The 23,087-nt window shown below is 61.6% G+C and carries 20 protein-coding genes and 1 tRNA gene; 9 read left to right on the top strand and 12 right to left on the bottom strand.

Annotated elements, in window-relative coordinates:
- Position 1 precedes the first annotated feature (1 nt).
- Entirely contained in the window at positions 2 to 979 is a 978-nt protein-coding gene (locus HHL24_RS28565) for an N-acetylmuramidase family protein (protein ID WP_169488701.1), read from the top strand.
- A 201-nt stretch (positions 980 to 1,180) separates the two neighbouring features.
- On the opposite strand, the gene HHL24_RS28560 is transcribed toward HHL24_RS28565, so the two are convergent.
- The 10 genes from HHL24_RS28560 to HHL24_RS28520 are packed head-to-tail and all read right to left on the bottom strand — an operon-like array spanning position 1,181 to position 11,666.
- Positions 1,181 to 1,759, bottom strand: a complete 579-nt coding sequence (locus HHL24_RS28560; protein WP_169488700.1) for a peroxidase-related enzyme — start codon at positions 1,757 to 1,759, stop codon at positions 1,181 to 1,183.
- Positions 1,756 to 2,289 (bottom strand): CMD domain-containing protein, encoded by a 534-nt coding sequence (locus tag HHL24_RS44165; protein WP_230417608.1) that lies wholly within the window; start codon positions 2,287 to 2,289, stop codon positions 1,756 to 1,758. Before HHL24_RS44165 ends, HHL24_RS28560 begins: the two co-directional genes overlap by 4 nt.
- Positions 2,286 to 3,620: an acyl-CoA thioesterase/BAAT N-terminal domain-containing protein gene (locus HHL24_RS28555; protein WP_230417607.1), complete on the bottom strand. Its 1,335-nt coding sequence runs from the start codon at positions 3,618 to 3,620 to the stop codon at positions 2,286 to 2,288. The genes HHL24_RS44165 and HHL24_RS28555 overlap by 4 nt, the downstream gene beginning before the upstream one ends.
- Before the next feature lie 7 nt (positions 3,621 to 3,627).
- Positions 3,628 to 5,187 (bottom strand): ABC transporter substrate-binding protein, encoded by a 1,560-nt coding sequence (locus HHL24_RS28550; protein WP_206003064.1) that lies wholly within the window; start codon positions 5,185 to 5,187, stop codon positions 3,628 to 3,630.
- Between the two features lie 55 nt (positions 5,188 to 5,242).
- Positions 5,243 to 6,265, bottom strand: coding sequence for an ABC transporter ATP-binding protein (locus HHL24_RS28545; protein WP_169488762.1), 1,023 nt, complete (start codon positions 6,263 to 6,265; stop codon positions 5,243 to 5,245).
- A gap of 5 nt (positions 6,266 to 6,270) precedes the next feature.
- On the bottom strand, positions 6,271 to 7,308 hold the full coding sequence (locus HHL24_RS28540) for an ABC transporter ATP-binding protein (RefSeq protein ID WP_169488698.1): 1,038 nt from the start codon (positions 7,306 to 7,308) through the stop codon (positions 6,271 to 6,273).
- A complete protein-coding gene (locus HHL24_RS28535; protein ID WP_169488697.1) occupies positions 7,305 to 8,234 on the bottom strand; it encodes an ABC transporter permease in 930 nt (309 codons plus the stop codon). The genes HHL24_RS28540 and HHL24_RS28535 overlap by 4 nt, the downstream gene beginning before the upstream one ends.
- The gene (locus HHL24_RS28530) at positions 8,231 to 9,205 is read right to left on the bottom strand and encodes an ABC transporter permease (protein ID WP_169488696.1); all 975 of its coding nucleotides are present in this window, start codon (positions 9,203 to 9,205) and stop codon (positions 8,231 to 8,233) included. Before HHL24_RS28530 ends, HHL24_RS28535 begins: the two co-directional genes overlap by 4 nt.
- A complete protein-coding gene (locus tag HHL24_RS28525) occupies positions 9,202 to 10,680 on the bottom strand; it encodes an NAD(P)-binding domain-containing protein (protein WP_169488695.1) in 1,479 nt (492 codons plus the stop codon). Before HHL24_RS28525 ends, HHL24_RS28530 begins: the two co-directional genes overlap by 4 nt.
- Complete coding sequence (locus HHL24_RS28520) at positions 10,677 to 11,666, bottom strand: LysR family transcriptional regulator (RefSeq protein WP_169488761.1); 990 nt, start codon at positions 11,664 to 11,666, stop codon at positions 10,677 to 10,679. Before HHL24_RS28520 ends, HHL24_RS28525 begins: the two co-directional genes overlap by 4 nt.
- 316 nt (positions 11,667 to 11,982) lie before the next feature.
- Here HHL24_RS28520 and HHL24_RS28515 point away from each other — a divergent pair, with 316 nt between their 5' ends.
- On the top strand, positions 11,983 to 12,327 hold the full coding sequence (locus HHL24_RS28515) for a hypothetical protein (protein WP_169488694.1): 345 nt from the start codon (positions 11,983 to 11,985) through the stop codon (positions 12,325 to 12,327).
- 169 nt (positions 12,328 to 12,496) lie between these two features.
- On the opposite strand, the gene HHL24_RS28510 is transcribed toward HHL24_RS28515, so the two are convergent.
- Positions 12,497 to 12,757 (bottom strand): DUF1349 domain-containing protein, encoded by a 261-nt coding sequence (locus HHL24_RS28510; RefSeq protein ID WP_169488693.1) that lies wholly within the window; start codon positions 12,755 to 12,757, stop codon positions 12,497 to 12,499.
- A 194-nt stretch (positions 12,758 to 12,951) separates the two neighbouring features.
- On the opposite strand from HHL24_RS28510, the gene HHL24_RS28505 reads away from it, so the two are divergent.
- From HHL24_RS28505 to HHL24_RS28490, 4 genes are all read left to right on the top strand, one after another.
- The gene (locus tag HHL24_RS28505) at positions 12,952 to 14,439 is read left to right on the top strand and encodes a sugar ABC transporter ATP-binding protein (RefSeq protein ID WP_169488692.1); all 1,488 of its coding nucleotides are present in this window, start codon (positions 12,952 to 12,954) and stop codon (positions 14,437 to 14,439) included.
- Positions 14,420 to 15,433: an ABC transporter permease gene (locus tag HHL24_RS28500; protein WP_169488691.1), complete on the top strand. Its 1,014-nt coding sequence runs from the start codon at positions 14,420 to 14,422 to the stop codon at positions 15,431 to 15,433. The genes HHL24_RS28505 and HHL24_RS28500 overlap by 20 nt, the downstream gene beginning before the upstream one ends.
- A gap of 105 nt (positions 15,434 to 15,538) precedes the next feature.
- Entirely contained in the window at positions 15,539 to 16,501 is a 963-nt protein-coding gene (locus HHL24_RS28495; protein ID WP_169488690.1) for a substrate-binding domain-containing protein, read from the top strand.
- A gap of 79 nt (positions 16,502 to 16,580) precedes the next feature.
- Complete coding sequence (locus tag HHL24_RS28490) at positions 16,581 to 17,630, top strand: sugar phosphate isomerase/epimerase family protein (protein WP_169488689.1); 1,050 nt, start codon at positions 16,581 to 16,583, stop codon at positions 17,628 to 17,630.
- A gap of 4 nt (positions 17,631 to 17,634) precedes the next feature.
- Here the strand turns inward: HHL24_RS28490 and HHL24_RS28485 are convergent, their stop codons facing one another.
- On the bottom strand, positions 17,635 to 18,084 hold the full coding sequence (locus tag HHL24_RS28485; RefSeq protein WP_230417605.1) for a CHAT domain-containing protein: 450 nt from the start codon (positions 18,082 to 18,084) through the stop codon (positions 17,635 to 17,637).
- Between the two features lie 189 nt (positions 18,085 to 18,273).
- Between HHL24_RS28485 and HHL24_RS28480 the strand changes: the two genes are divergently transcribed.
- The 3 genes from HHL24_RS28480 to HHL24_RS28470 all read left to right on the top strand — a co-directional run bounded on the left by HHL24_RS28480 (position 18,274) and on the right by HHL24_RS28470 (position 22,961).
- Entirely contained in the window at positions 18,274 to 20,478 is a 2,205-nt protein-coding gene (locus HHL24_RS28480; RefSeq protein ID WP_169488687.1) for an OsmC domain/YcaO domain-containing protein, read from the top strand.
- Between the two features lie 381 nt (positions 20,479 to 20,859).
- A tRNA-Asp gene (locus HHL24_RS28475) sits at positions 20,860 to 20,936 on the top strand.
- A gap of 87 nt (positions 20,937 to 21,023) precedes the next feature.
- Positions 21,024 to 22,961: a SurA N-terminal domain-containing protein gene (locus tag HHL24_RS28470; protein WP_169488686.1), complete on the top strand. Its 1,938-nt coding sequence runs from the start codon at positions 21,024 to 21,026 to the stop codon at positions 22,959 to 22,961.
- Positions 22,962 to 23,087: the final 126 nt, after the last annotated feature.

Raw genomic sequence — 23,087 nt, 5'->3', positions numbered from 1 at the left:
CATGAGTCCCACCTGCGAAAACTTCATTCGGGCGGTTCTTACGCAAAGCTGGCGTGACGCCTATCTCAATCTGAATGGGCTCAACATGGACGAGATGCTTCGCGCACAGGCCGCGCTGGATCCGCTCGACCTCGCTGACATGTGGGCGCAGCGGCAGGCCTTCACAGGGCAGGTAGACATGCCTCGGATTGAGTATGCGCATGATGTCGTCACCACCCGCAAAATACCCCAGACGGCACCGGGTGATCTTGGGACGACGGGCCAGACCAACGACGCGAAGAGCTTCATCGGGAAACCAAAGCCGCTCACGTTTGAACATGATCTAACCGGGACCTTGCCCGCTACCAGTGCCGCCCCGGCACGGTTGGGCGAGCACGACTTTGTACTGGCGGCCAAGCAGAACAACGTAGAAGTGGCCGCGATCATGGCGGTGGCGCAGGTGGAGTCGGGCGGACGGTCAGGCTTCGCAGCTGACAGCAGACCTGTCATCAGATACGAACTCCATCTGTTCGACCGACACACGGGCAAAGCGTACCGGAAAACTCACCCTCATCTGTCACAGCCAGACTTGGCGTCGGGTGAGCGGTATCATCACGGGGGACAGCCGAATGAGTGGAGCCTTGTGTTTGGGGCGATGATTCTGCGCGACAGTAAAGGCGGACGGCGAATATCGGAGGCATGGCAATCGACTTCCTGGGGGATGTTCCAGGTCTTGGGGTCGAACTCCCGGATGGTTGGATGGCCAACTGTTGGAGCCTTCGTCGCAGACATGTTCGTCTCCGAGGCCCAGCACTTGCGAGCGTTCCTCGGATACTGCAAGGCAACCCACCTGTTTTCCCAGATTCGGACCCATCATTGGGCCGCCTTCGCAAACGGTTACAACGGACCAACCTATGCCGTGAATCGCTACGACTCGAACCTGGCTAACGCGTTTGCTTCGATCAGTAGCCGCCGCCGGGGCTCGCGGCTGCCGCCGTAATCCGTGCAAGGTTGGGACAGCGACTTGAATTGAGTTCGCATACGGCCCGCCCAAACTGCGTAAATCCCTTATCGGCCGTCGTCGACGTCTGTGCCGGGCGGAACACGGTGGCGGCCGGATGATGATCCGATTACGCAGACGGACCGTTGAACACGTCTTTGGCGCGTTCAAGCACTGGATGGGTTACACGCACTTCCTTTCTCATCCAACGGGTTCGCCGAGATTGAGCATCAGGCGATTGGCCCAGGCGAAGATGGCGATGGAATGTATCAGGTCGAGGATCTCGTCGTCGTTAAGGCCGACTTCGCGCAGCACCCGTAGTTGCGCCGGGTCGACCCGGCCCGGGGTCAGCGTCAGATCGATCGATGTCAGCACGATCGCTTTTTCGCGTGGCGACGATCCCGCCGTAGCCGGATCGTTGAAAACCTGCTCGATCACGTCGTCGCGTTTCGCGAGTTGCTCGAAGCGCTGAGCATGCACGGACGCACAATACACGCAGCCGTTGACTCGCGAGACGACCGTCGATGCCAGTTCCCGTTCCGCGCGCGGCAAGCCGCCCGGTGCGTACATGATCGCGTTGAACGCAGCCGAACGCTGCCGCAGAATCTCCGGCTGATGCACGAGGAACAGGTAGTAGTCCGATTCCTTGGCTTTCGGATGACTCTCTTCAAGCACCGCAATCTGCTCGGCGGAGGCATCGTCGAGTGACACGATATCCAGCCATGCGTCCCATTCCAGCACGCGATTCGTGAAACCCTGGGCTTCGATCAGGCGGCTCATGCGGCCTCCGTTTCATTCAGAGCCTGCAGCGCGTGCAAACCGGCCGTCAGGCGAATCTGGTACGAAAGAAACGCGATCAATTGTGCGAGCGCGACCACGGCCGGCGTAGCGATGCCGGCATTGCTAAGGCGTTCGAGCGCGGCTTTATCACCCTCGATAGGTGCTTCGATCAGCGTGCGCGTGAAGTTCAGCATGGCGCGCAGGCGAGGCTGCCGGAGTTCGATCTCGTCGAGCGAGCCTTGCGTGATCGCGTCGATCACCGTACCGTCGAGGCTGATCGAAGCGAGCCGCTGAGCGTAGTGCGCAGCCAGCGCGGGCGCCTTCGACAACGCGCAAGCGTACAGTGCGACGCACAGGCGGTCGGTCAGCGACAAGTCCGGCAGCGAAGGATCGAACAAAACGTCGTAGCTGCGCTGCGTCGCCGCGGCAACCTTGGCGCGTTTGTGCCGTGTGGCGTATGTCGTTGAGCCGGCTGCGAGATCCGCAATCCGGTCGACGACATCGGTGCTGAGATCGTAGGTATCTGTCATGGTTGCTCCTGTCGCAAAGAGTCGTTCGCGTAGTTCGTTGCGCGGGAGTGGCGTGCGGCGTCGAGAAAGGCCAGCACTTCGCGCCACGATGCTTCGTCCGCGCGTGCGTTCGCTGCGGGTTCGCCGCCGCCCGTGCTGATGCGTCCCGAAACGGGGTGGGCATAGACGAGCTGGGTGGTCGGCACGTAAGGAAAAACGATTGCGTGGCCGGCGCGGTCGAAGTCGAGGTGACGGACCGGATAAGTATGCTTGTACCGCTCGAGACGTTCGACCACCATGCGCGAATAGTCGGAGGAGGGCCACGAACCGTCGTCGGTGGCGGAGAGCAGCAGCACCGGACCGGCTATGTTTTCGACGTGGATCCGCGCCCGTTCCACCGCATCCTGATCGAGCAACGCGGTTCGAATCGCGCGTTCATGGCGATGCGGCGGCGGCCCCTCGTCGAAGGGCTGCCAGCTCGCCGTGCGGTTGTTCTCCCACAGATGCGGCAGCGGGTTTCCATCGAGCAGCCAGGCCGGGCCTTCGCGGCCCGTCGCGGGATCGGCAGCATTTTGGGCGCTGTGAACGACCGCGCCAGGCACGTAGCCGATCACCGCCTTGATCCGGTCCGGATAGGTCGCGCCGAGCAGCAGCGCCAGTTCGCCGCCGCGCGATTGCCCGCTCACCGCAATGAAACCGTGCGCCGGCTGCAACTCGCGTGCGATCCAGTCGAGCGCGCGGCGGAAGTATTCAAGCGGTGTGTTGGAGATGTAATCGGAGAGCCCCGGCGTTTTGAAATAGCCGAGCGCGAGGGCGGCATATCCATGCGATGCATAAAGCGCCCCGCGCGGTTCGTTGATGCCGCCGCCCGATCCGTTGAGCACGAGCACGACAGGATGCGGTCCCGGCGTGGCAGGCAGAAACAGTGTGCCGACGCAACCGTCCACGCGCACGTCGCGCCGCTGCACACCGGGCGCCATCAGGCGCTGGGTGATTTCCGTCGCGGCCAGCACCTGTCCGGCGTCGTCGATCACCTCGATGCGGGTCGTCAGCGGGGTCGAGACATCGGCCGGAAACACTTCGCGTTTTCCCGCTTCCGTGGGCGCTTGCGACCAGATGAGCCCCATCGGCGCCAGGCCCTCGTAGTCGCCTGCGAGTGGTGTGTCGCGATCAAGATCGACGACGCCGTGACCGTCTGCGCGAAACACCGCCTGGCTGCTCCAGGCTGTACCCGTGCCGCGCACGGTCCGGGTACGAATGGTCAACGACGCACCCGCTTGCGCACCGGTGACCGTGATGCGGCGGGCAACGTCGATCAGCGCATCGCCGGGTGTAGCTGTGATGTCGATCATGCGTGCCTCAGCTGCCGTTGCGCGTGACCATCATGGCCGTGGTCCGGTCGCTGACCGCCGGCACCACTTTCAGGCCTTTCTTCGCGGCCCAGACGTTCTCGTAGTGATAGAGCGGGATCACACCCACGTCGTCGCTCACCACCTTCACTGACTGCCGCAGGATCGCCTCACGCTTTGCGGGGTCGAACTCCGCGGTCGCCGCGTCGAGTGCGTGATCGACGGCCGGGTTGCTATAGCGCCCCCAGTTCGACGAGCCGATGCCTTTCTTCGCATCGACCGTGCAGAGCACGTTGACGAGCGCATAGCTCGCTTCGCCGGTGCCGTTGCCCCACGCGATCATGCTGACCGCAAACTCGTTCTTGTTCGCGCGGCTCGCATAGGTGGCCCAGGGCATCACCTCGACTTTCGTCTTCACGCCGATACGGGTCCAGAATTGCGCGACCGCCTGGGCTGTTTCAGGCGCCTGCGGATAACGGTCGTTCGGCACGCTGAGCGTCAGCTGGAAGCCGTCCGGAAAGCCTGCTTCGGCCAGCAGCTTCTTCGCCTGGGCCGGATCGTTCGGAATGTTCTTCACGTCCGGGTTATAGCCGAACGTCTTCGCCGGCATCCACTGATTGGCGACGGTCGCCGCGCCTTGCAGGATGCGGTCGGTGATGGCGGGGCGGTTGATCGCCAGCGACAAGGCGCGGCGCACGCGCACATCAAGAAGCGGATTGTTCGGCAAGGGCTTGCCGGCGTTGTCGGTGATATAGGGGTTCGGGCCCGTGCGGAAACTCGGCTGAAGCAACAGTACACGCAAGCCGGGATACGCGAACACCGACACCTGCGGTGACTGTTTCAGGCGCGGCAGGTCGGACACGGAGACCTTATCGATCACGTCGACGTCGCCCGACAGCAAATCCGCGGTGCGCGCCGCCGCGTTGCTCACGTAGCGATAGTTCACTTTCTCCCAGATCGGCTTCGCGCCCCAGTAGGCGTCGTTGCGCGCCATCACCACGCGATCGCCCGGTGTGTATGAAACGAATTTATAGGGCCCCGAGCCGACCATCGCGCGGCCGGCGTTGTAGTCCTCCGACGATGACTTCTCGCCCATGTGTTTGCTCACGATGTGCACGGAAGTCAGGTTGAGCGGCAGATCCGGCGTCGGGGTGTTCGTCTTGATGATCAGCGTGTACGGATCGGGCGCGCTCACGGAAGCGATGGTGCGCAAATAGCCGGCAAAGGTGGCGATTGTGCCTGGCACGTTGCGCGCGCGCTGATACGAATAGATCACGTCGTTGGCGGTGAACGGCGTGCCGTCCTGCCACTTGACGTCGCGGCGCAGCTTGAATTCCCACGTGTCGTTACCGATAGCCTTCCAGCTGGTCGCGAGACCGGGCGCGAGCGTGTTGTCGTGATTCTCGACCAGCAGATCCCAGAAGTGCAGATCGACGGAGCGGTCCCCCGCGTAGTTGTTCAGTTGCGGATCGAGCGACGACAGTGGATCGGCGAACGCGATGTTGAGCGTCTGCGCCGACGAAGTGCCGGAACTGAACAGCGCCGCGCTGGCGAGCGTGACGGTCAGCATGGAGAGGAACGGGCGTTTCACGATGCAATTCCTATTGATTGAAAGTTTTGCGGATCTATGCCTGGTTGACGTCGTTCAGGTGGCACGCGCTGACGTGCTCGATGTCAATGCCACGCAAGGTGGGCGCTTCGGTCGCGCAGCGAGGCATGGCGTGTGGACAGCGAGGATGAAAATGACAACCCGACGGCGGCGCGAGCGGGCTCGGCATCTCACCGCGCATGGCGGTGAAGTGCTTCTTGCGCGAGTCGAGCCGCGGGATTTCGGCCAACAGGGTCTGCGTATAAGGATGATTCGGATGCCGGAATATCTCCTCGACCGGCGCGCTTTCCACCACGCGCCCGAGATACATGATCACCACGCGGTCCGACACCTGTTCGACCACACCCAGATCGTGGCTGATGAACAGGTAGGTGAGGTTGAGCTGCTCGCGCAGGTCCATGAACAGATTCAGGATCTGCGCCTGTATCGAGACATCGAGCGCCGCCACGGCTTCATCGCAGACGAGCATCGACGGATTGACCGCGAGCGCTCTCGCAATACCGATGCGCTGCCGCTGGCCACCGCTGAACTCGTGCGGATAGCGATCGGCAAGCGCCGGATCGAGGCCCGCGCGCTGCAATTGCGCGGCGACATACCCGTCGAGATCGGCGCGTTCGACCATGCGATGCACGAGCGGTGCTTCGCCGACGATGTCGCGGATACGCCGTCTCGGATTCAGGCTCGAATGCGGATCCTGAAAGATCATCTGGATCGCCAGCCGGGCGGCGCGCGCTTCGTCGGCCGACATGGCCGCGCGCCGCCGGTCACCCACCAGCACGTCGCCTTCGGTCGGCGCGATGAGGCCGGCGACGATGCGGCCGAGCGTGGATTTTCCGCAGCCCGATTCGCCGACCAGTCCGACCACTTCACCCGGCATGATCTTGAGATCGACACCCTCGACGGCGTGCGTGACCGCGTGCGCCGCGAGCAGATTGCGTTCGCGCAGCCAGCGTGCCGCAGCGTTTTCGCGACGCTCGCCGAAGCGGTGGCTGACGCCGCGGAGCTCGATAAGGGCGCGCGTATCGACTGGGGCTTCCATATGGCTCATGCGGTCGCCTCCTTGCGCACGCCGGCCTGACGGCCCGGATGAAAACAGCGCACCAGATGCGTGCCGCGTTGGGTAGCTTGCGCGGCCGGTGACGGTTCGAGCGCCGGTGGCGTCGAGCAGACCGCCGTGGCCCGCGTGCAGCGCGCAGCGAAGGCGCAGCCCGGCGGCAGCGAGCGCAGATCGGGCGTCATGCCGGCAATCTGCGTGAGCCGCTTACCGCGCGTATTGAGGCTGGGCAGACTGTCGATCAACCCGGCGGTGTAGGGGTGCTGTGGATGATCCAGCACGGCGTCCACGCTACCCTGTTCGACGACTCTTCCGGCATACATGACGGCGATGTCGTCGGCGAGACCTGCCACCACGGAAAGGTCGTGCGTGATCCAGATCAGCGAGGTGCCTTGCGTGCGCACGAGCGTCTGCACTTCCGACAAAATCTGCGCCTGGATGGTGACATCGAGGGCGGTGGTCGGTTCATCGGCGATGATCAGATCGGGCTTGTGCAGCATCGCAATCGCGATCGCAATACGTTGGCGCATGCCGCCCGACAACTGATGCGGATACGCCCGCAGCCGTTCCTCAGGGCTGGCGATGCCCATTGCCGCCAGCGCTTCGCAGGCCTCGTCGCGCGCGGTGCGCCGACTAACGTGACGATGCGCGCGCACGGCTTCAATCATCTGCGCATCGACGCGTTGCACGGGGTTAAGCGTGGACATGGGATCCTGGAACACCATGGCGATGCGGCTGCCGCGCAGACGCCGCATCTCCGCTTCCGGCAGGCCGACCAGGTTTTTCCCCTTGAATACGATCTCGCCGGCAACCACGCGGCCAGGCGCATCGACGAGTCCCATGATCGAAAAACCGGTGACCGATTTACCCGAACCCGATTCGCCGACGAGACCCAGCACGCGGCCCCGCCCGAGTGTGAGCGAGACGTCTTCGACAGCGGGCAATACGCCTTCACGCGTGAAAAAACGCGTCTGCAGGTGCCGGACTTCGAGCGTGTTTTCGACAGTAGGTGAGGTCGCACCGCTCATTTCACGAACCTCGGATTGAGCAGGGTGCGCAGCCGGTCGCCGACCATGTTGATCGATACGAGCATCGCCAGCAGCGCCAGACCCGGATAGACGCTGATCCAGTATTCGCCTGAGAGCATGGTCTGATAACCGTTGGCAATCAGCAGTCCGAGCGAGGGTTCGGTAATCGGCACGCCGAGTCCGAGAAACGACAGCGTCGCTTCGAGCGTGATCGCACGCGCGACCTGCAGCGTGCCTACCACGATCAGCGGAGGCAGGCAGTTCGGCAGGATGTGAACGAACACGATGCGCCAGTCCGGGATCGCGAGACTGCGCGCGGCTTCGACGTATTCGCGCCGCGCTTCGACCAGTGCCTGCGCGCGGGCGGTCCGTGCGTAATACGCCCATTCGATCAGCACCAGCGTGAGCACGACGTTCGTCACGCTCTTGCCGAGGAAGGCGAGCAGCATCATCGCGACAAGAATGGAAGGGAAGGCGAGCAGCAGGTCCACGAGCCGCATGATGAGGCTATCGGTCTTGCCACCCGCGTACGCCGCGATCAGGCCGAACGCGGTCCCGACCACGCCTGCGATGAACGCCGAGCCGAGGCCGACGGAAAGGCTCAGGCGCAGGCCGTAGAGCATCGCGGAATAGAGGTCGCGGCCCTGGCCGTCGGTGCCGAGCCAGTATGCATGTGTGCCGGCGCCATTCATCGAGCCGGGTGGGAGGCGGGCGTCGAGTACGTCGAGTTGCAGCAGATCATAGGGGTTCTGCGGCGTGACGAGCGGCGCAAAAATGGCCGCGAGCACGAGCAGTACCGCGACGCTCAACGCGGCCAGCGCCGCGGGCGAGCGGCCGAAATCCGCGACCAGCCGGCGCCACGGCGACTGCCGGCGCGGCGTCGCCATCCGCGCCGGCGTTTCCGGCATCAGCGGTGTCGTATTCATCGGGTGCCCTCCAGCCGCACGCGCGGATCGAGGAGTTTGTAGAGGATATCGACGAACAGGTTCAGCGAGACGAACATGCACACAACCACGATCAGATACGACAGGATCACCGGACGGTCGAGCGCGTTGATGCTGTCGAGGATCAGCTTGCCTGCGCCTGGCCACGCGAACACGGTTTCGGTAACAACGGCGAACGCGATGGTCGAACCGAATTCCAGACCGATCACCGTGATGAGCGGAATCAGCGTGTTGCGCAGGATGTGGACGAGCACGACGCGCGTGGACGACAAACCTTTGGCGCGCGCGAAACGCACATGTTCCATCGGCAGGACCTCGCGCACGCCGGCGCTCGTCAGGCGCAGTACGAGCGATATCTTGAAGAGCGCCAGATTCAGCGCAGGCAGGATCAGGTGACGCAGGCCGTCCAGCGTGAGCCATGACCACTGAACGCCGAACAGGCTCGCGGTTGCGCCGCGGCCGCTGGCAGGCAGCCAGCCGAGCTTCACGCTGAACAGCATGATGAGCATCAGACCGACCCAGAATGTCGGCAGCGAGAAGCCGACGATGCTGCCGGTCATCAGTATTTTCGACAGCGGATGACTCGGCCGCAGACCCGCGAACAAGCCGAGCGGGATGCCGATCACGAGCGCGAGCAGCAGCGCCGCGACAGCAAGCTCTAACGTCGCGGGCAGGCGTTGCAGGATCAGGCGAATGGCGGGTTCGTTATAGACGAAGCTGTTGCCGAGATCGCCGTGCGCCGCGCCGGCGAGGAACGCGAGGTACTGTTTCCAGAGCGGCTGGTCGAGACCCAGTTGCGCGATGATGCGTGCCCGGTCGACCTGATCGACGTCTTGTCCGATCAGGATATCGATGGGGTTGCCGATCGCGTGCAGGCCGACGAACACGATCAGCGTCATCAGCAGCACCACGAACGCCGCCTGCGCGATACGGCGAATGAGCCAGCCACTCATTGGTCCACCGTGTACTGGGCCGGGGCTTCGGCGGGCTGCCATTCGTCGCCGTAGAGCTCGGGCTCCGCGTAGGCTTCCAGCGCGGCGTAGTGCTGCTCCACGTCTTCCTCGTACAGTAGGGCGGCGATGCCCCGGGCAAGGCGCTTCGCCCCCGTGCTGACGGCGGGAATGTCGCCGGAGACGGCGCCGTGCGAGAGCGTCGCCGGATAACAGAAACAGTGAATGTTCGACAGCCCGGGGCAGGCGCCGGGGACTTGTTCGATGAATTCGAACGCCGCGCCGAGATCGGGCGAGTCGGACAGTTCGGTATCTTGATCGTCCGCGCCGCGCGGCTGGTAGCGGCTGGCCCAGGTGCGGATATGCGGTGCAAACGCCGCGAACTCGGGGCGCAGGGTCCAGTCGATTTTGAAGCCCGTCGAGACCACGAGGAAGTCGGCCGCAAAGATGCCCTTGGGCGTGTGGATGGCGAGGCCGTTCGCCGTGCTCTCGACCGACGACACCGGGCATCCCAGGTTGAAGCGCGCGTTCGCATGACGCGACACCCGCAGCGTGCTGCCGCGCGGCGGCGGCACCTGCACCGTGTTGATGTAATGGCGGATCTTCCATTTCCACTCGTCGGGCAGCGCCTGATGACCATGCGTCAGCCCCGGATTGCCGGCGCCTTTGCCCTTGTTGACTCGCGGAAAGTCAGCGCGTCTGACCAGCAAATCGACGCTCGCGGCCCCGGCTTCGAGCGCCGTGGCGGCGCTGTCCATTGCCGACGCGCCCCCGCCGACCACCGCCACGCGCTTGCCGGCGAGGGTGCTGTAATCGTAGGTATCGGACGAATGCGCCCAACGGCTGCGCGGCAACCCTTCGACGAAATCTGGCAACCCAGGGCCGCCCAATCCATCGCGGCCGGTTGCCAGCACGACACGTCGTGCGTAGACATCGAAGCGCGTGTCATGCGTTCGCACGCTCAGTGCGACGAGACCGTCGGCGCGCGGCGTAACGGCTTCGATTGCGTGGTCGTTGCGGACGTCCAGCGCGAGCACGCGGCGATACCAGACCAGATACTCCATCCATTGCAGGCGGTCGATTTTGTCGAGCGCTTGCCATGCTTGCGCGCCGAACTGCGCCTCGAACCACGCGCGAAACGTCAGCGCAGGCAATCCCAGGGCCGGCCCGGTCAGTTGCTTCGGCGAGCGCAGCGTTTCCATGCGGGCGGTCGTGGCCCAGGGGCCTTCCAGGCCTTGCGGCGAGCGGTCGAAAATGCGTGCCCGTACGCCCAGCAGCTTGAGCGCGGCGGCCGCCGCCAGCCCGGCCATGCCGCCGCCGATCACCGCGACGTCCAGCACCTCGCCGCCCTCGTGGGTTTTGCCGATCACCCATTCCCGTGCCGGCAATTCGAGCAGGGACAGGTCTTCGGCGAGCCGTGCTTCGAGCGCCGCGAGGCCGCTGGGTGGAGTCGATGAGGCGGCAGTGTCGGGGCTCACGTGGTGTGCTCTTCGGTCGGATTGAGAATGTCGTCGGGCGCGTCGTAGAGCGCCTGAAGGATCGCGCTGTGCTGGCTTGCGTCGTGCAGAATGAAGTCGGGCAAGACCTCGGCGGCCGCCTGTGCAAGCGCCTGCACTGCAGCAAGGGTCGCCGCGCTCGGCGGACGAAATTCCGGTGTGATGGCACCGAACAGGAATGCGATGCGCATATCGAGCGGACGGATCACCACGCCCTCGACGGGTAATCCAAGCGCCGTCACCGGTTCCAGCACCGCGAGCCCGAGACCCGCGCGTACTGCACCGAGTGCGTTGAGCGATGAGTTGGTTTCAATCACGCCGGCCGTGCGCACGCCCGCTTGCGCGAACGCCGAATCGAGCCGCGGCCGCAGCCGGTAGGGGTTTTGCATGGTGACGAGGCGCCGGTTTGCGAAGTCGCTCAACGCGATGCGCGGCGCTTGCGCGAGCGGGTCGTCCGCGTGCACGGCGGCAACGCACGCGGATTCGCCGATCCAGTGCACGAGCACGCCGCGATGCTCCAGCGGCAGGCTCGATACACCAATATCGACCGTACCGTTCAGCACGGCATCCACCACCTGTTCGGGTGCTGCGCTGCGCAAATGCACCGATTCGAGCGGATGACTCCGATCGAGCAAGGCCAGCGCGCGAGGCACCAGCCCGACAGCGAGCGCGGACGTTGCGGCGAGGGTAACGGGCGGCGGCGCCTGTCGAGCAATCTGTTCGGCGCGCGCCTTGACCTGGCGCAGGCTAGCCAAGGTGCGTTCGACGTCCTGATAGAGCTGCGATGCCTCACGGGTGGGCGCGACCCGCGGCCCAAAGCGCTGGAACAACGGATAGCCGATTTCGGCTTCCAGTTCCTGAATGGAACGCGTGACGGCGGGTTGCGACCGTCCGAGCAACCGCCCGGCGGCGGTGACGCTGCCGGCCGACATCACTGCAGCAAACGCTTCCAGTTGGCGAATTTCCATGGATACGCAAGTCTGATCGATCAGATCGATGAATTCGGAAAACGCATTCTTACGCATGAAGCATGCGAATTGCAAATCATAAAAAATGCTTTAGATAGTCTGGAAGGTGGAAAACGGTTGACGGCGCGCCAGGATATCCCTTCGCTGGCTCAAACACCGAATCGCAAAGGCGGCTCGGTGATGTGAGCTGTCAAAACGCCTGCTTGCAAGAATCCCGCAACTTGTCGCGGGCGATACTTTGCATAGCAGAACAAATTGGTTTTCCACGGGTCCCGTAGAGGCGGACAATCATTTTTCTGGAAAATATGAATCCGCCATGAAATTGACCCGTTCTGCACTACTCGATCAGATGAAAGAGGGCCAACGCTATACCGCGAGAGGCTTGGCCAAGACATTCGAAAAGCCGACTGATATCGTGCGCGATCTGTTGCACACACTGATTGAAGACGGCGCGGTGACGAGGTGTGATCAGCCATCACGCATCGTGTGCTTTCAGCGCGCTGCCGGGTCTATTTCCGCAGCCGACGCAGAACCCAGCGACGTCGCCGATGCGCTCCCGACTACGGTGGCCACGTTCCCGATCACGCGCTCCTTTAGCGGCACGCTGACCGACTACAATTTGAACGCCCATCGGATGCTGGCGATGCTCACGCGCCGCTAGTGCAACTTTAGCGCGCCGGGTTGCGACACTCAGGCAGATTACCGCCCGCATGCCGCCTGCACTCGGACAATTGCTCACCGCGTGTACAACGCCTTATGAGACTTGTGTCGCTCGTATCTGGGGCAGGCAACGCAGTGGCTTGCCGGGCCGCCCGATCGGACGGCGTGCATCAAGGTTGCGGGCCCGGAAACCAGTCCTTGTACGTCCGAAGCCCTTGTGGCGCGAAACCATAAGCCCGTCGAAACGCGCGCGTGAAGTCCGACGCGCCCGTGTAACGCACCGGGGTCCGGAAACGCCTCGTGCAACGCCGTGTAAATCCGTATTGCGTCTGCCGCCAAAAGTCAGTATTCCCTCCGGTGATCACCTGAAGCTGATGGTCGTCTATTTTCCATTCAGGAGGCTCGTTGATCCATTCACACTGTTCAAACATGAACTCTCCTGGATAGTGGTCAAACCGCTGTGCAAGGGTCGGCGGAACGACAGAGCCGATTATGAAGTGAATCTGCGTCGCGAGGGTACGGTGACCACTTCCGGAATAGAACGGCAATTGCAGGAAAGCAGGCGACAGGTTTTTCCGTCACTGCGATGGACGTCATGCATGCGATATCGGGGAGCGCGTAAGCCGTGAGCCTCGCTATCCGTTTCGACGATATCCGCAAAGACTTCGGGCCGGTGCGCGTGCTGCACGGGGTGAGCTTCGAGCTGGCGCCGGGGCGCATCTACGGTTTGCTCGGCGAGAACGGCGCGGGCAAGTCGACGCTGATGAAAATCCTCGCCGGCTACGAAACGGCGACCTCGGGCACCTTGCTGGTCGACGGCCACGCGCAGCAGTTCATCGGTTCGCGCGACGCGGAAGCGGCTGGCATCGTGCTGATTCACCAGGAGTTCAATCTTGCCGAGCATCTGACAATCGCGCAGAACATGTATCTCGGCCATGAAAAGCGGCGCGGCTGGTTCGTCGACGACGCCGCAATGCGGGCAGAGGCCGCGCGGTATCTCGCGCAGGTCGGCCTCGAGAAAGCGCCGGATACGAAAGTGCGCGAATTGATTGTCGCGGAAAAGCAGATGGTGGAGATTGCCAAGGCACTATCCCGTCGCGCACGTTTGCTCATCATGGACGAACCGACCGCCACGCTCACGCCTTCCGAAACCGAGCGGCTCTTCACGCTGATGGCGAAGCTGAAAGCCGACGGCGTGACCATCGTCTACATCTCGCACAAGCTGGATGAAGTCGAGCGCATCACCGACGAAGTGATCGTGATGCGCGACGGCCGCTTTGTCGCGCGCGGCGAAACCGCCGGACTCGCGCGGCAGCAGATGGCGAATCTGATGGTCGGGCGCGACGTGTCCGATATGTTCCCCGACAAGATCACTGTGCCTGCCGACGCGCCGATCGCGTTGAAAGTAGAAGGCCTCGCCGTACCGGACTGGGTCGAAGACCTAAGCTTCGAGGTGCGCGCCGGCGAAGTGCTGGGTTTTGCCGGCCTCGTCGGCGCAGGACGCACTGAAGCGTTCGAAGCGATCATCGGCCTGCGCAAACGCACGGCAGGCCGCATCGAAATCGCCGGCCGCCGCGCCGATCTGAAGAGCCCACGCGACGCCATGCGCCACGGCCTCACGTATCTGAGCGAAGACCGCAAAGGCAAAGGCCTGCATGTGAATCTAAGCCTGCAGGACAACGTCACGCTGATGACGCTCGAACGCTACGCGCATCCTTTGCTCGATATGAAAGCGGGCCGCGCGGCGTTGATCAAAGCCGTGAGCGACTTCGGCATTCGCACGGGCGATCTGTCGAGCCGCGCCCGCATGCTCTCCGGCGGCAATCAGCAGAAGCTCGCGCTCGCCAAGTTCCTGCAGCCCGACCCGAACGTGATCGTGCTCGACGAGCCGACTCGCGGCGTCGATGTCGGCGCGAAACGCGACATCTATTTCCTGATCCATCGTCTCGCCGCCCAAGGCCGCGCGGTAATCGTCATTTCATCCGAACTGATCGAGCTGATCGGCTTGTGCCATCGCGTCGCCGTGATGCGCGCGGGATGCTTGCAAACCACGCTCACGCTCGAGCATCTGACCGAAGAGGAGTTGATCGCACATGCGACCGGCACCCACTGAAGCCGTTCAATCCGGCCGCGCGTTGCGCTTCGCGCATCGTCTGTATGCGCTCGGGCCGCTCGTCGGGCTGATCGTGCTGTGCATTGTCGGCACGCTACTCAACCGCGATTTCGCGACGCTCGACAACATGATGAATGTGCTTACCCGCACGTCGTTCATCGGCATCATCGCGGTCGGCATGACATTCGTGATCATTTCGGGCGGCATCGATCTGTCGGTCGGGTCGATGGCGGCGCTGATCGCGGGCAGCATGATCTGGCTGATGAACGGACTCGCTGCCGGTGTCGGCGGTCATACGTTGGCGCCTTTGCTGATTGTGACGCTCGGCATCGTGCTCGCGCTGGTGCTCGGCGGTTTGTTCGGCTGCGCCCACGGCCTGCTGATTACCAAAGGACGCATCGAGCCATTCATCGTTACGCTGGGTACGTTGGGCATTTTTCGCGCGGTGCTGACGTGGCTCGCGGATGGGGGCGCGCTGACTCTGGATAACTCGTTGTCCGACTTATACGGGCCGGTTTATTACGCGAGTCTGTTTGGCGTGCCGGTACCGATCTGGGTGTTCCTGGTCGTCGCGGCGGGCGGCGCGTTGATCCTCAATCGCACCGCGTTCGGCCGTCACGTGCAGGCGATTGGCTCGAACGAACAGGTCGCGCGCTACGCGGCGATTCGCGTCGATACCGTGAAGATCATTACGTACGTATTGCTCGGTATCTGCGTCGGCGTTGCGACAGTGCTGTACGTGCCGCGGCTCGGCTCGGCCACGCCAACCACCGGCCTGCTCTGGGAGCTCGAAGCGATTGCATCGGTGGTGGTGGGCGGCACTGCGCTGAAGGGGGGCGAAGGTCGCGTGGTCGGCACGGTGATCGGCGCAATCCTGCTTTCGGTAATCGCCAACATTCTGAATCTGACCAGCATCATCAGCGTGTATCTGAACGCTGCGGTGCAGGGCGTCGTGATTATCTTCGTTGCGTTTGTGCAGCGCGGACGGCGGTAAGTGGCAAGCGTTGAGCTTCAAGGGATACAACGGCAAGTTCGAGAATCGGGCGCATGAACGCCTCATAAACGCAACTATGTTGCATGGGACACAGGAGACACAACCATGAAGCAGGTCATTCGAGCGGTCGGCGCCGGCATGCTGGCGTTGGGGATACTGGGCACGGCAGGCGTCGCGCGTGCCGATGAGAAGGTCACGCTGGGCGTCGCGATTCCGACGGCCGATCACGGCTTTACGGGCGGCATCGTCTGGTGGGCGAACAAGGCGAAAGCCGATCTGGAGAAAGCACATCCTGATCTCAAGGTGATCGTGAAGACCGCGGCCGGCGCGCCCGAACAGGCGAACCAGTTGCAGGATCTGGTGACGGTGAACAAGATCAACGCGCTGGTGATTTTCCCGTTCGAATCGGCTTCGCTTACGCAGCCTGTGGCACAGGTGAAGAAGAAGGGCGTGTATGTGACGGTGGTGGATCGCGGTCTGACCGACACTAGCGCACAGGATGCTTATGTCGCGGGTGACAACACCGCGTTCGGCAAGATTCCCGCCGAGTATCTGGCGAAAGCGCTCGACGGCAAGGGCGACATCGTCGCACTGCGAGGCATTCCGACGACGCTCGACAACGAACGCTGGACCGCGTTTACGGGCGTGATCAAGAACTATCCGGGGATGAAGATCCTCGACGCCAAGTACGCGAACTGGAATCGCGACGACGCCTTCAAGGTGATGCAGGACTACCTCACGCGCTTCAAGCACATCGACGCGGTCTGGGCTGCCGACGACGACATGGCCGTGGGTGTCCTCAAGGCGATCGAGCAGGCCAAGCGTACCGACATCAAGATCGTCTTCGGCGGTGCGGGTTCGAAAGGCATGGTGAAGAACGTGATGGACGGTGCACCGATGATCAAGGCCGACGTGTCGTACTCGCCGAAATTCATCTACGACGCGATCAAGCTCACCGCCGAGGCGCGTCTGAAGGGCGACAAACTGCCGCCGACCACGATCATTCCGTCGGTGCTGATCACAAAGGAAAACGCGCAGCAGTTCTATTTTCCTGACTCGCCGTTCTGATCCAGGGCATCCGGAGCGCGCTTGCCGTGTGTTTGTTGAAGAGGCATGACAGGCGCGCCATAGTTTGAGGAACCGTACGATGAAAACCATCAAAGGGCCGGCGATTTTTCTGGCTCAGTTCATGGGCGACGAGGTGCCGTTCGACAATTTCGCGCATCTGGCGGGCTGGGGGGCGAGTCTCGGCTTCAAGGGGATCCAGGTGCCGTGCGATACGCGCCTGATCGATCTCGAACAGGCCGCGGCGAGTCAGAGCTATTGCGACGAATTGCGTGAAATCGCGGAAGATGCGGGCGTGACGATCACCGAACTGTCGACGCATCTGCAAGGGCAACTCGTCGCCGTGCATCCGGCCTATGACACGTTGTTCGACGGCTTTGCGGCGCAGCATGTGCGCGGCAATCCGGCTGCGCGTACGCAGTGGGCGGTTGATCAGATGCAACTGGCGGCAAAGGCGTCGCAGCGTTTGCGCTTGAACGCGCACGTGTCGTTTTCCGGCGCGCTCGCGTGGCCTTATCTCTATCCGTGGCCCCAGCGTCCGGCAGGTCTGATAGAAACGGCGTTCGACGAACTCGCGCGCCGCTGGACGCCGATTCTCGATGCGTTCGACGAAGCCGGTGTCGACGTGTGCTATGAACTGCATCCGGGTGAGGACCTGCACGACGGCGTGACCTTCGAGCGCTTTCTGGACGCGGTGAAACAGCACCCGCGCGCGAACATCCTCTACGACCCGAGCCATTTCGTCCTGCAGCAACTCGACTACCTCGCGTTCATCGACATCTATCACGAGCGCATCAAGGCGTTCCATGTGAAAGACGCGGAGTTTCGTCCGAACGGCAAGCAAGGCGTGTACGGCGGCTATAGCGGTTGGGTTGAACGCGCCGGACGCTTCCGCTCTCTTGGCGATGGACAGATCGATTTCGGTGCGATCTTCTCGAAGATGGCGCAATACGATTTTCCGGGCTGGGCGGTACTGGAATGGGAGTGCGCGTTGAAGCATCCACAGGACGGCGCGCGTGAAGGCGCGGAGTTCATTCGCCGCCACATCATTCGCGTGGCAGAACATGCGTTCGATGATTTCGCGGGCAGCGGCGTAGACTCGGAGCAGATCAAACGCCTACTTGGCATTTGAACGCTTAGCCTTCACCGTCCCACACGATCGTCGAATTTTCGCCCGTCATGTACTCGCGTAGTGCCGGCTCGCCGTCACGGCTGCTCAATAGCTGGAGGTCTCCTGCAAGCAGGCCGTGAGTCGCGAAGTGCACGATTTTGTAGCGTTCCAGTTGCCCCTGCGCGCTCAGCAGTTTTATGTCCGATTCAGTCGCCTGCTCGCCGAGGCGTACTGTCACACCGGCACCGAGGCCATCGAGACTTCGCGCGACGCTAGTGATCTCATGGGCGGATTCCGGCAATGGGCACAGTGCGCGAACGGCAGCAAGCACGGCCTGTTGCTCCGCGCCGGCGCTGTAAGCAGACTCGAATCCGCTGCTGTGCGTGCGGGCACCACTTGCAACAGAAATTCGCTTCGATGTAGTCGCCGTGTGTCGTGCGTTCAATGCAGTGGTACAGCAAGGATTTTTCGGCATGGCTGACGGTATCGTCGCAGCCCGACCGGGCGGAGAGGGCGTCTCCACAAGGGCCCGGACGCAGATTGACGATCGAGTGGGAGTAGAATTCCCGCCAGGAAACATCATTCGCTAGTTGACTGGCTATAAAAGCCCTGTTTTTTACAGCGCCTGGTATTTTGTTTTGAGCAGCATTTTTGGAATTCCCCCATGGAAATTAAAGTCAACTTTCTCGATAAGCTACGTCTTGAAGCCAAGTTCGATGACTTCACGGTAGTGGCCGACCAGCCTATCCGTTATAAGGGCGATGGCTCGGCGCCGGGTCCCTTCGATTATTTTCTGGCCTCATCGGCCTTGTGTGCAGCTTACTTTGTGAAGTTGTACTGCGTAACTCGCAATATTCCTACCGAAAATATCCGCCTGTCGCAGAATAATATTGTTGATCCGGAAAACCGGTACCAGCAGATTTTCAAGATTCAGGTTGAGTTGCCGGCGGACATCTCCGACAAAGACCGCCAGGGTATTTTGCGTTCCATCGACCGTTGTACGGTCAAAAAAGTGGTGCAAGCAGGACCCGAGTTTGTCATTGAAGAGGTAGAGAACCTGGATGCCGATGCTCAGTCCTTGCTGACGTTGAAGCCGGCTTCTGACGCCAGCACCTATATTGCGGGCAAGGATCTGCCGTTGGAGCAAACCATCGCCAATATGTCGGGCATTTTGGCGGGCTTGGGCATGAAGATTGAAATCGCTTCGTGGCGCAATATCGTTCCCAATGTGTGGTCGCTGCATATCCGCGATGCGCACTCGCCGATGTGTTTTACCAATGGCAAGGGAGCGACCAAAGAAAGCGCGTTGGCGTCGGCGTTGGGAGAGTTTATCGAGCGCCTGAATTGCAACCATTTCTATGGCGGTGCGTTTTGGGGCGAAGACATCGCCAACGCGGCGTTTGTCCATTATCCGAACGAGCGCTGGTTCAAACCTGGCCGTAAAGATGCACTTCCGGCTGAGATTCTGGATGAGTACTGCCTGCAAATTTACAACCCCGATGGCGAGTTGCGTGGCTCGCATCTGTACGACACCAACTCCGGCAATGTGCAGCGCGGCATCTGTTCGCTGCCATTTGTGCGGCAGTCGGACGGCAAAGTTGTGTATTTTCCGTCCAACCTGATCGAAAACCTGTACGTCAGCAATGGCATGAGTGCCGGTAATACGCTGGCCGAAGCGCAGGTGCAATGTCTGTCCGAAATTTTCGAACGGGCGGTAAAGCGTGAAATTCTGGAAGGTGAAATCGCATTGCCTGATGTGCCGCACGAAGTGCTGGCGAAATACCCGGGCATTCTGGCCGGGATTCAGGGGTTGGAAGAGCAGGGCTTTCCGGTGCTGGTAAAGGATGCGTCGCTGGGTGGGACCTACCCAGTGATGTGCGTCACGTTGATGAACCCGCGGACAGGCGGTGTCTTTGCCTCGTTCGGCGCGCACCCGAGCTTCGAGGTGGCGCTGGAACGGAGCCTGACGGAATTGCTGCAGGGGCGCAGTTTTGAAGGCCTGAACGATTTACCTCAGCCCACTTTTGTCAGTAACGCGGTGACTGAACCGAATAACTTTGTTGAGCACTTCATTGATTCCAGCGGTGTGGTGTCGTGGCGCTTTTTCAGCGCCAAAGCGAATTTCGAGTTTGTTGAGTGGGATTTTTCTGGCCAGGGTGAAAACTCCAATGTTGAGGAAGCCGCAACCTTGTTCGGCATTCTCGAAGACATGGGCAAAGAGGTGTACACGGCGGTGTATGACCAGCTGGGTGCCGTAGCCTGCCGGATTTTAGTGCCCGGTTATTCGGAAGTTTACCCGGTAGAGGATTTGGTTTGGGATAACACAAACAAGGCGCTGTTGTTCCGCGCCGATATTTTGAACTTGCATCGCCTGGACGATGCCGGCTTGGCAGCACTGCTTGAGCGGTTGGATAACAGTGAGCTGGACGAGCACTCCGATATTGCCACTTTGATCGGCATCGAATTTGACGAGAATACGGACTGGGGGCAGCTAACAGTTCTCGAGTTGAAGCTGCTGATTCATCTCGCCTTGCAGCAATTTGAGGCGGCGCAAGAGCTGGTGGGAGCCTTCCTGCAGTACAACGACAACACGGTCGAGCGAGGATTGTTTTACCAGGCCTTGAATGTGGTGCTGGAGGTGCTGCTCGATGACGACCTCGAACTGGACGACTACGCGGTCAACTTCCGCCGGATGTTTGGCAACGCTCGGATGGACGCGGTAATGGGGTCAGTGGACGGCAGCGTGCGCTTCTATGGGCTCACGCCAACGAGTATGAAACTGGAGGGTCTCGATAGGCACCACCGCCTGATCGACAGCTACAAAAAATTGCATAAGGCGCGGGCCAGCGTGGCGGCTACAACGAGTTAGGGTGACGAGTCATTGCTGGATGCGATGATGCCGTTCATCCTCGGGCACAAACGCATTTTCGATACCCGAGCGACCAATATAAATAGTGTTGGGGGCATGCCCGCTGCGGGGGGGGGGGCGAATCCGGACCTATCACCAAGATGGGTTGCGGGTAGCATAAGAGGTGCGGTGCCTTCGGGCTAGCTCGCGTGGCCAGATTTCCGTTGCCAAGCCGCTACATTTGCGGCAGAATCCCGGATCGTTGTATTTTTCGTTGTATCCGCTGGATCGAATTGCGTGGGCGCCTTGCCTCATAAGGCTTCGCTGGGAATTTTCGAACCCCTCAGCACCACCAGTTTCAGATTCGGTTAAGTGTTTCAGCGCAGCGCATTTGCAGTACAAGGAGTGGTAGTTCAGTCGGTTAGAATACCGGCCTGTCACGCCGGGGGTCGCGGGTTCGAGTCCCGTCCACTCCGCCAGTATCCTCGAAAGGCGAACTCCGGTTCGCCTTTTTTATTGCCCGCTGTTGTAAGATCGGGCGTTCTGTTTTTGGCACTCGTTCACGCATGCTCGATTTTTTCCGCAATCACAAACGCCTGATGATGTTCATGCTCATCCTCGTCATTGTGCCGGGGTTGGGTTTTGTGGGTATTCAAGGCTTCCGCGGCTTCTTTGACGAAAGTGCAAACGTCGCCAGCGTCAACGGTCACAAGATTACTCGCGCAGAATATGACGACGCGATGCGTCAGCAGCTCGACCGCGCCCGTCAAATGCTCGGCGCGCAGTTCGATATGAAGTCGTTCGATACGCCGGCGCGCCGCAGCGAAATGCTTGACGGTCTGATCGAGCAGCGCGTGCTGGCCGACGAAACACAGCGCCTGCATCTGACCGCATCTGACGACGCCGTGCGCCGCGTGCTGCTGAACGATCCGGTGATTTCGTCGCTGAAGAATCCCGACGGCTCGATCGACGTCGACCGTTACAAGCAGTTGCTCGCGATGCAGGGCATGACGCCCGATCAATACGACGAACGTGTGCGCTACAGCCTCGCCACGCAGCAGTTGCCTGCGAGCATTCAAGGCAGTGCTTTCACGTCGAAGACCCTCGCACAACATTTGACCGAGCTCGCCGAACAGCAGCGCGAAGTACAGGGTATCGCGTTCCATCCGCGTGACTATGCAGCGAAGGTGCAACCGACGGATGCGCAACTGCAAGCGTACTACGACGCACATCGCAACGACTTCGCCACACCGGCCACGGCAACGATCCAGTACCTTGTGATGTCGTCGGCAACGTTGTCTGCCGCCGTGCAGCCGAGCGACGCCGACCTGAAAAAGTACTACGACGACAACATCGCGCATTACCGCACGGACGGTCAGGTGCGCGCGAGCCACATCCTGATCTCCGCGCCGAAAGATGCCAGCGCGGCTGATAAGGCCAAGGCGAAGCAGAAGGCCGAAGAGTTGCTCGCACAGATCAAGGCGCATCCGGACCAGTTCGCGCAGATTGCGCAACAGAACTCGCAGGATCCGGGTTCGGCGTCGAAGGGCGGCGACCTGGGTTACTTCGGCCGCGGCATGATCGCAGGCGGCCAGGCGTTCGACGACGCCGTGTTCGGTCTCAAGAAAGACGAAGTCAGCGGCATCGTGCAGACCGACTTCGGCTATCACATCGTCAAGGTCACGGACGTGAAGCCGGCGGTCACCAAGCCGTTCGACGAAGTGAAAGATCAGATCGCAAAAGACCTGAAGACGCAGCAGGCGAGCAAGGCATTCAGCGACGACTCGGAAGGCTTCACGTCGATCGTCTACGAGAAGTCAAAGAGCCTGCAGCCCGCCGCCGACAAGTACAGGCTGCAATTGCAAACGGCCACGGTGACACCGCAGCCGGATCCGAAGCTGCCGCCTGATAGCCCGCTGAACAATGCCAAGTTCCTGGCGGCTGTCTTCGCGAACGATGCAGTCACCGCGCGCAACAACACGCAAGCGATCGACGTCGGCGGTAACACGCTGATCGCAGCGCGCGTGACCGATTACAAGGCTGCAGCCGTGCCGGCGCTCGACGCCGTCAAAGATGCAGTGCGTCAGAAAGTGATCGCGGTTCAGTCTAATGATGCCGCTCACAAGGATGGCATCGCGAAGCTGGCTGAGTTCGACAAGTCGAAGGCCACAACGGGCTTCTCGTCGCCGCTGAAGGTTTCGCGCAACGACGCGCAAGGTGTGCCGCCGGCTGCATTGAGTGCAATCTACAAAGCGGACGCGCAGAAATTACCTGCCTACGTCGGTGTGGATCTTGGTGACGACGGCTATGCGATCTATCGCGTGAACGCGGTTGTTGCGGGTGCCACGATCGATCCGCAGCGTTTGGCTGCCGCGCAGCAGCAGATTGCGCAGGTTGACGCTCAGTCCGAAGCAGAGGCGTACGTCGAGGCCCTGCGCGCGCGTTCGAAGGTGAAGTTCTACGGCTCGCTCGACAGCAGCAATGCCCAGGCGAGCGGCGATTAAGGCGCAGCTCCGCCCCCTGCGCGCAAGCAAGTAAAGCGCGCAGGCGCAAAAAAGCCCCGCATTTTGCGGGGCTTTTTCGTTTGACGAGTGCAAGCTCGTCAAAGGGTTTGCTCGGGAACTCGGCTG

It is taken from the genome of Paraburkholderia polaris, from assembly GCF_012927345.1.
Classification (GTDB): domain Bacteria; phylum Pseudomonadota; class Gammaproteobacteria; order Burkholderiales; family Burkholderiaceae; genus Paraburkholderia; species Paraburkholderia polaris.
Note: the sequence above shows the minus strand (reverse complement) of the source record. Positions and strands in the feature narration are given on the sequence as shown.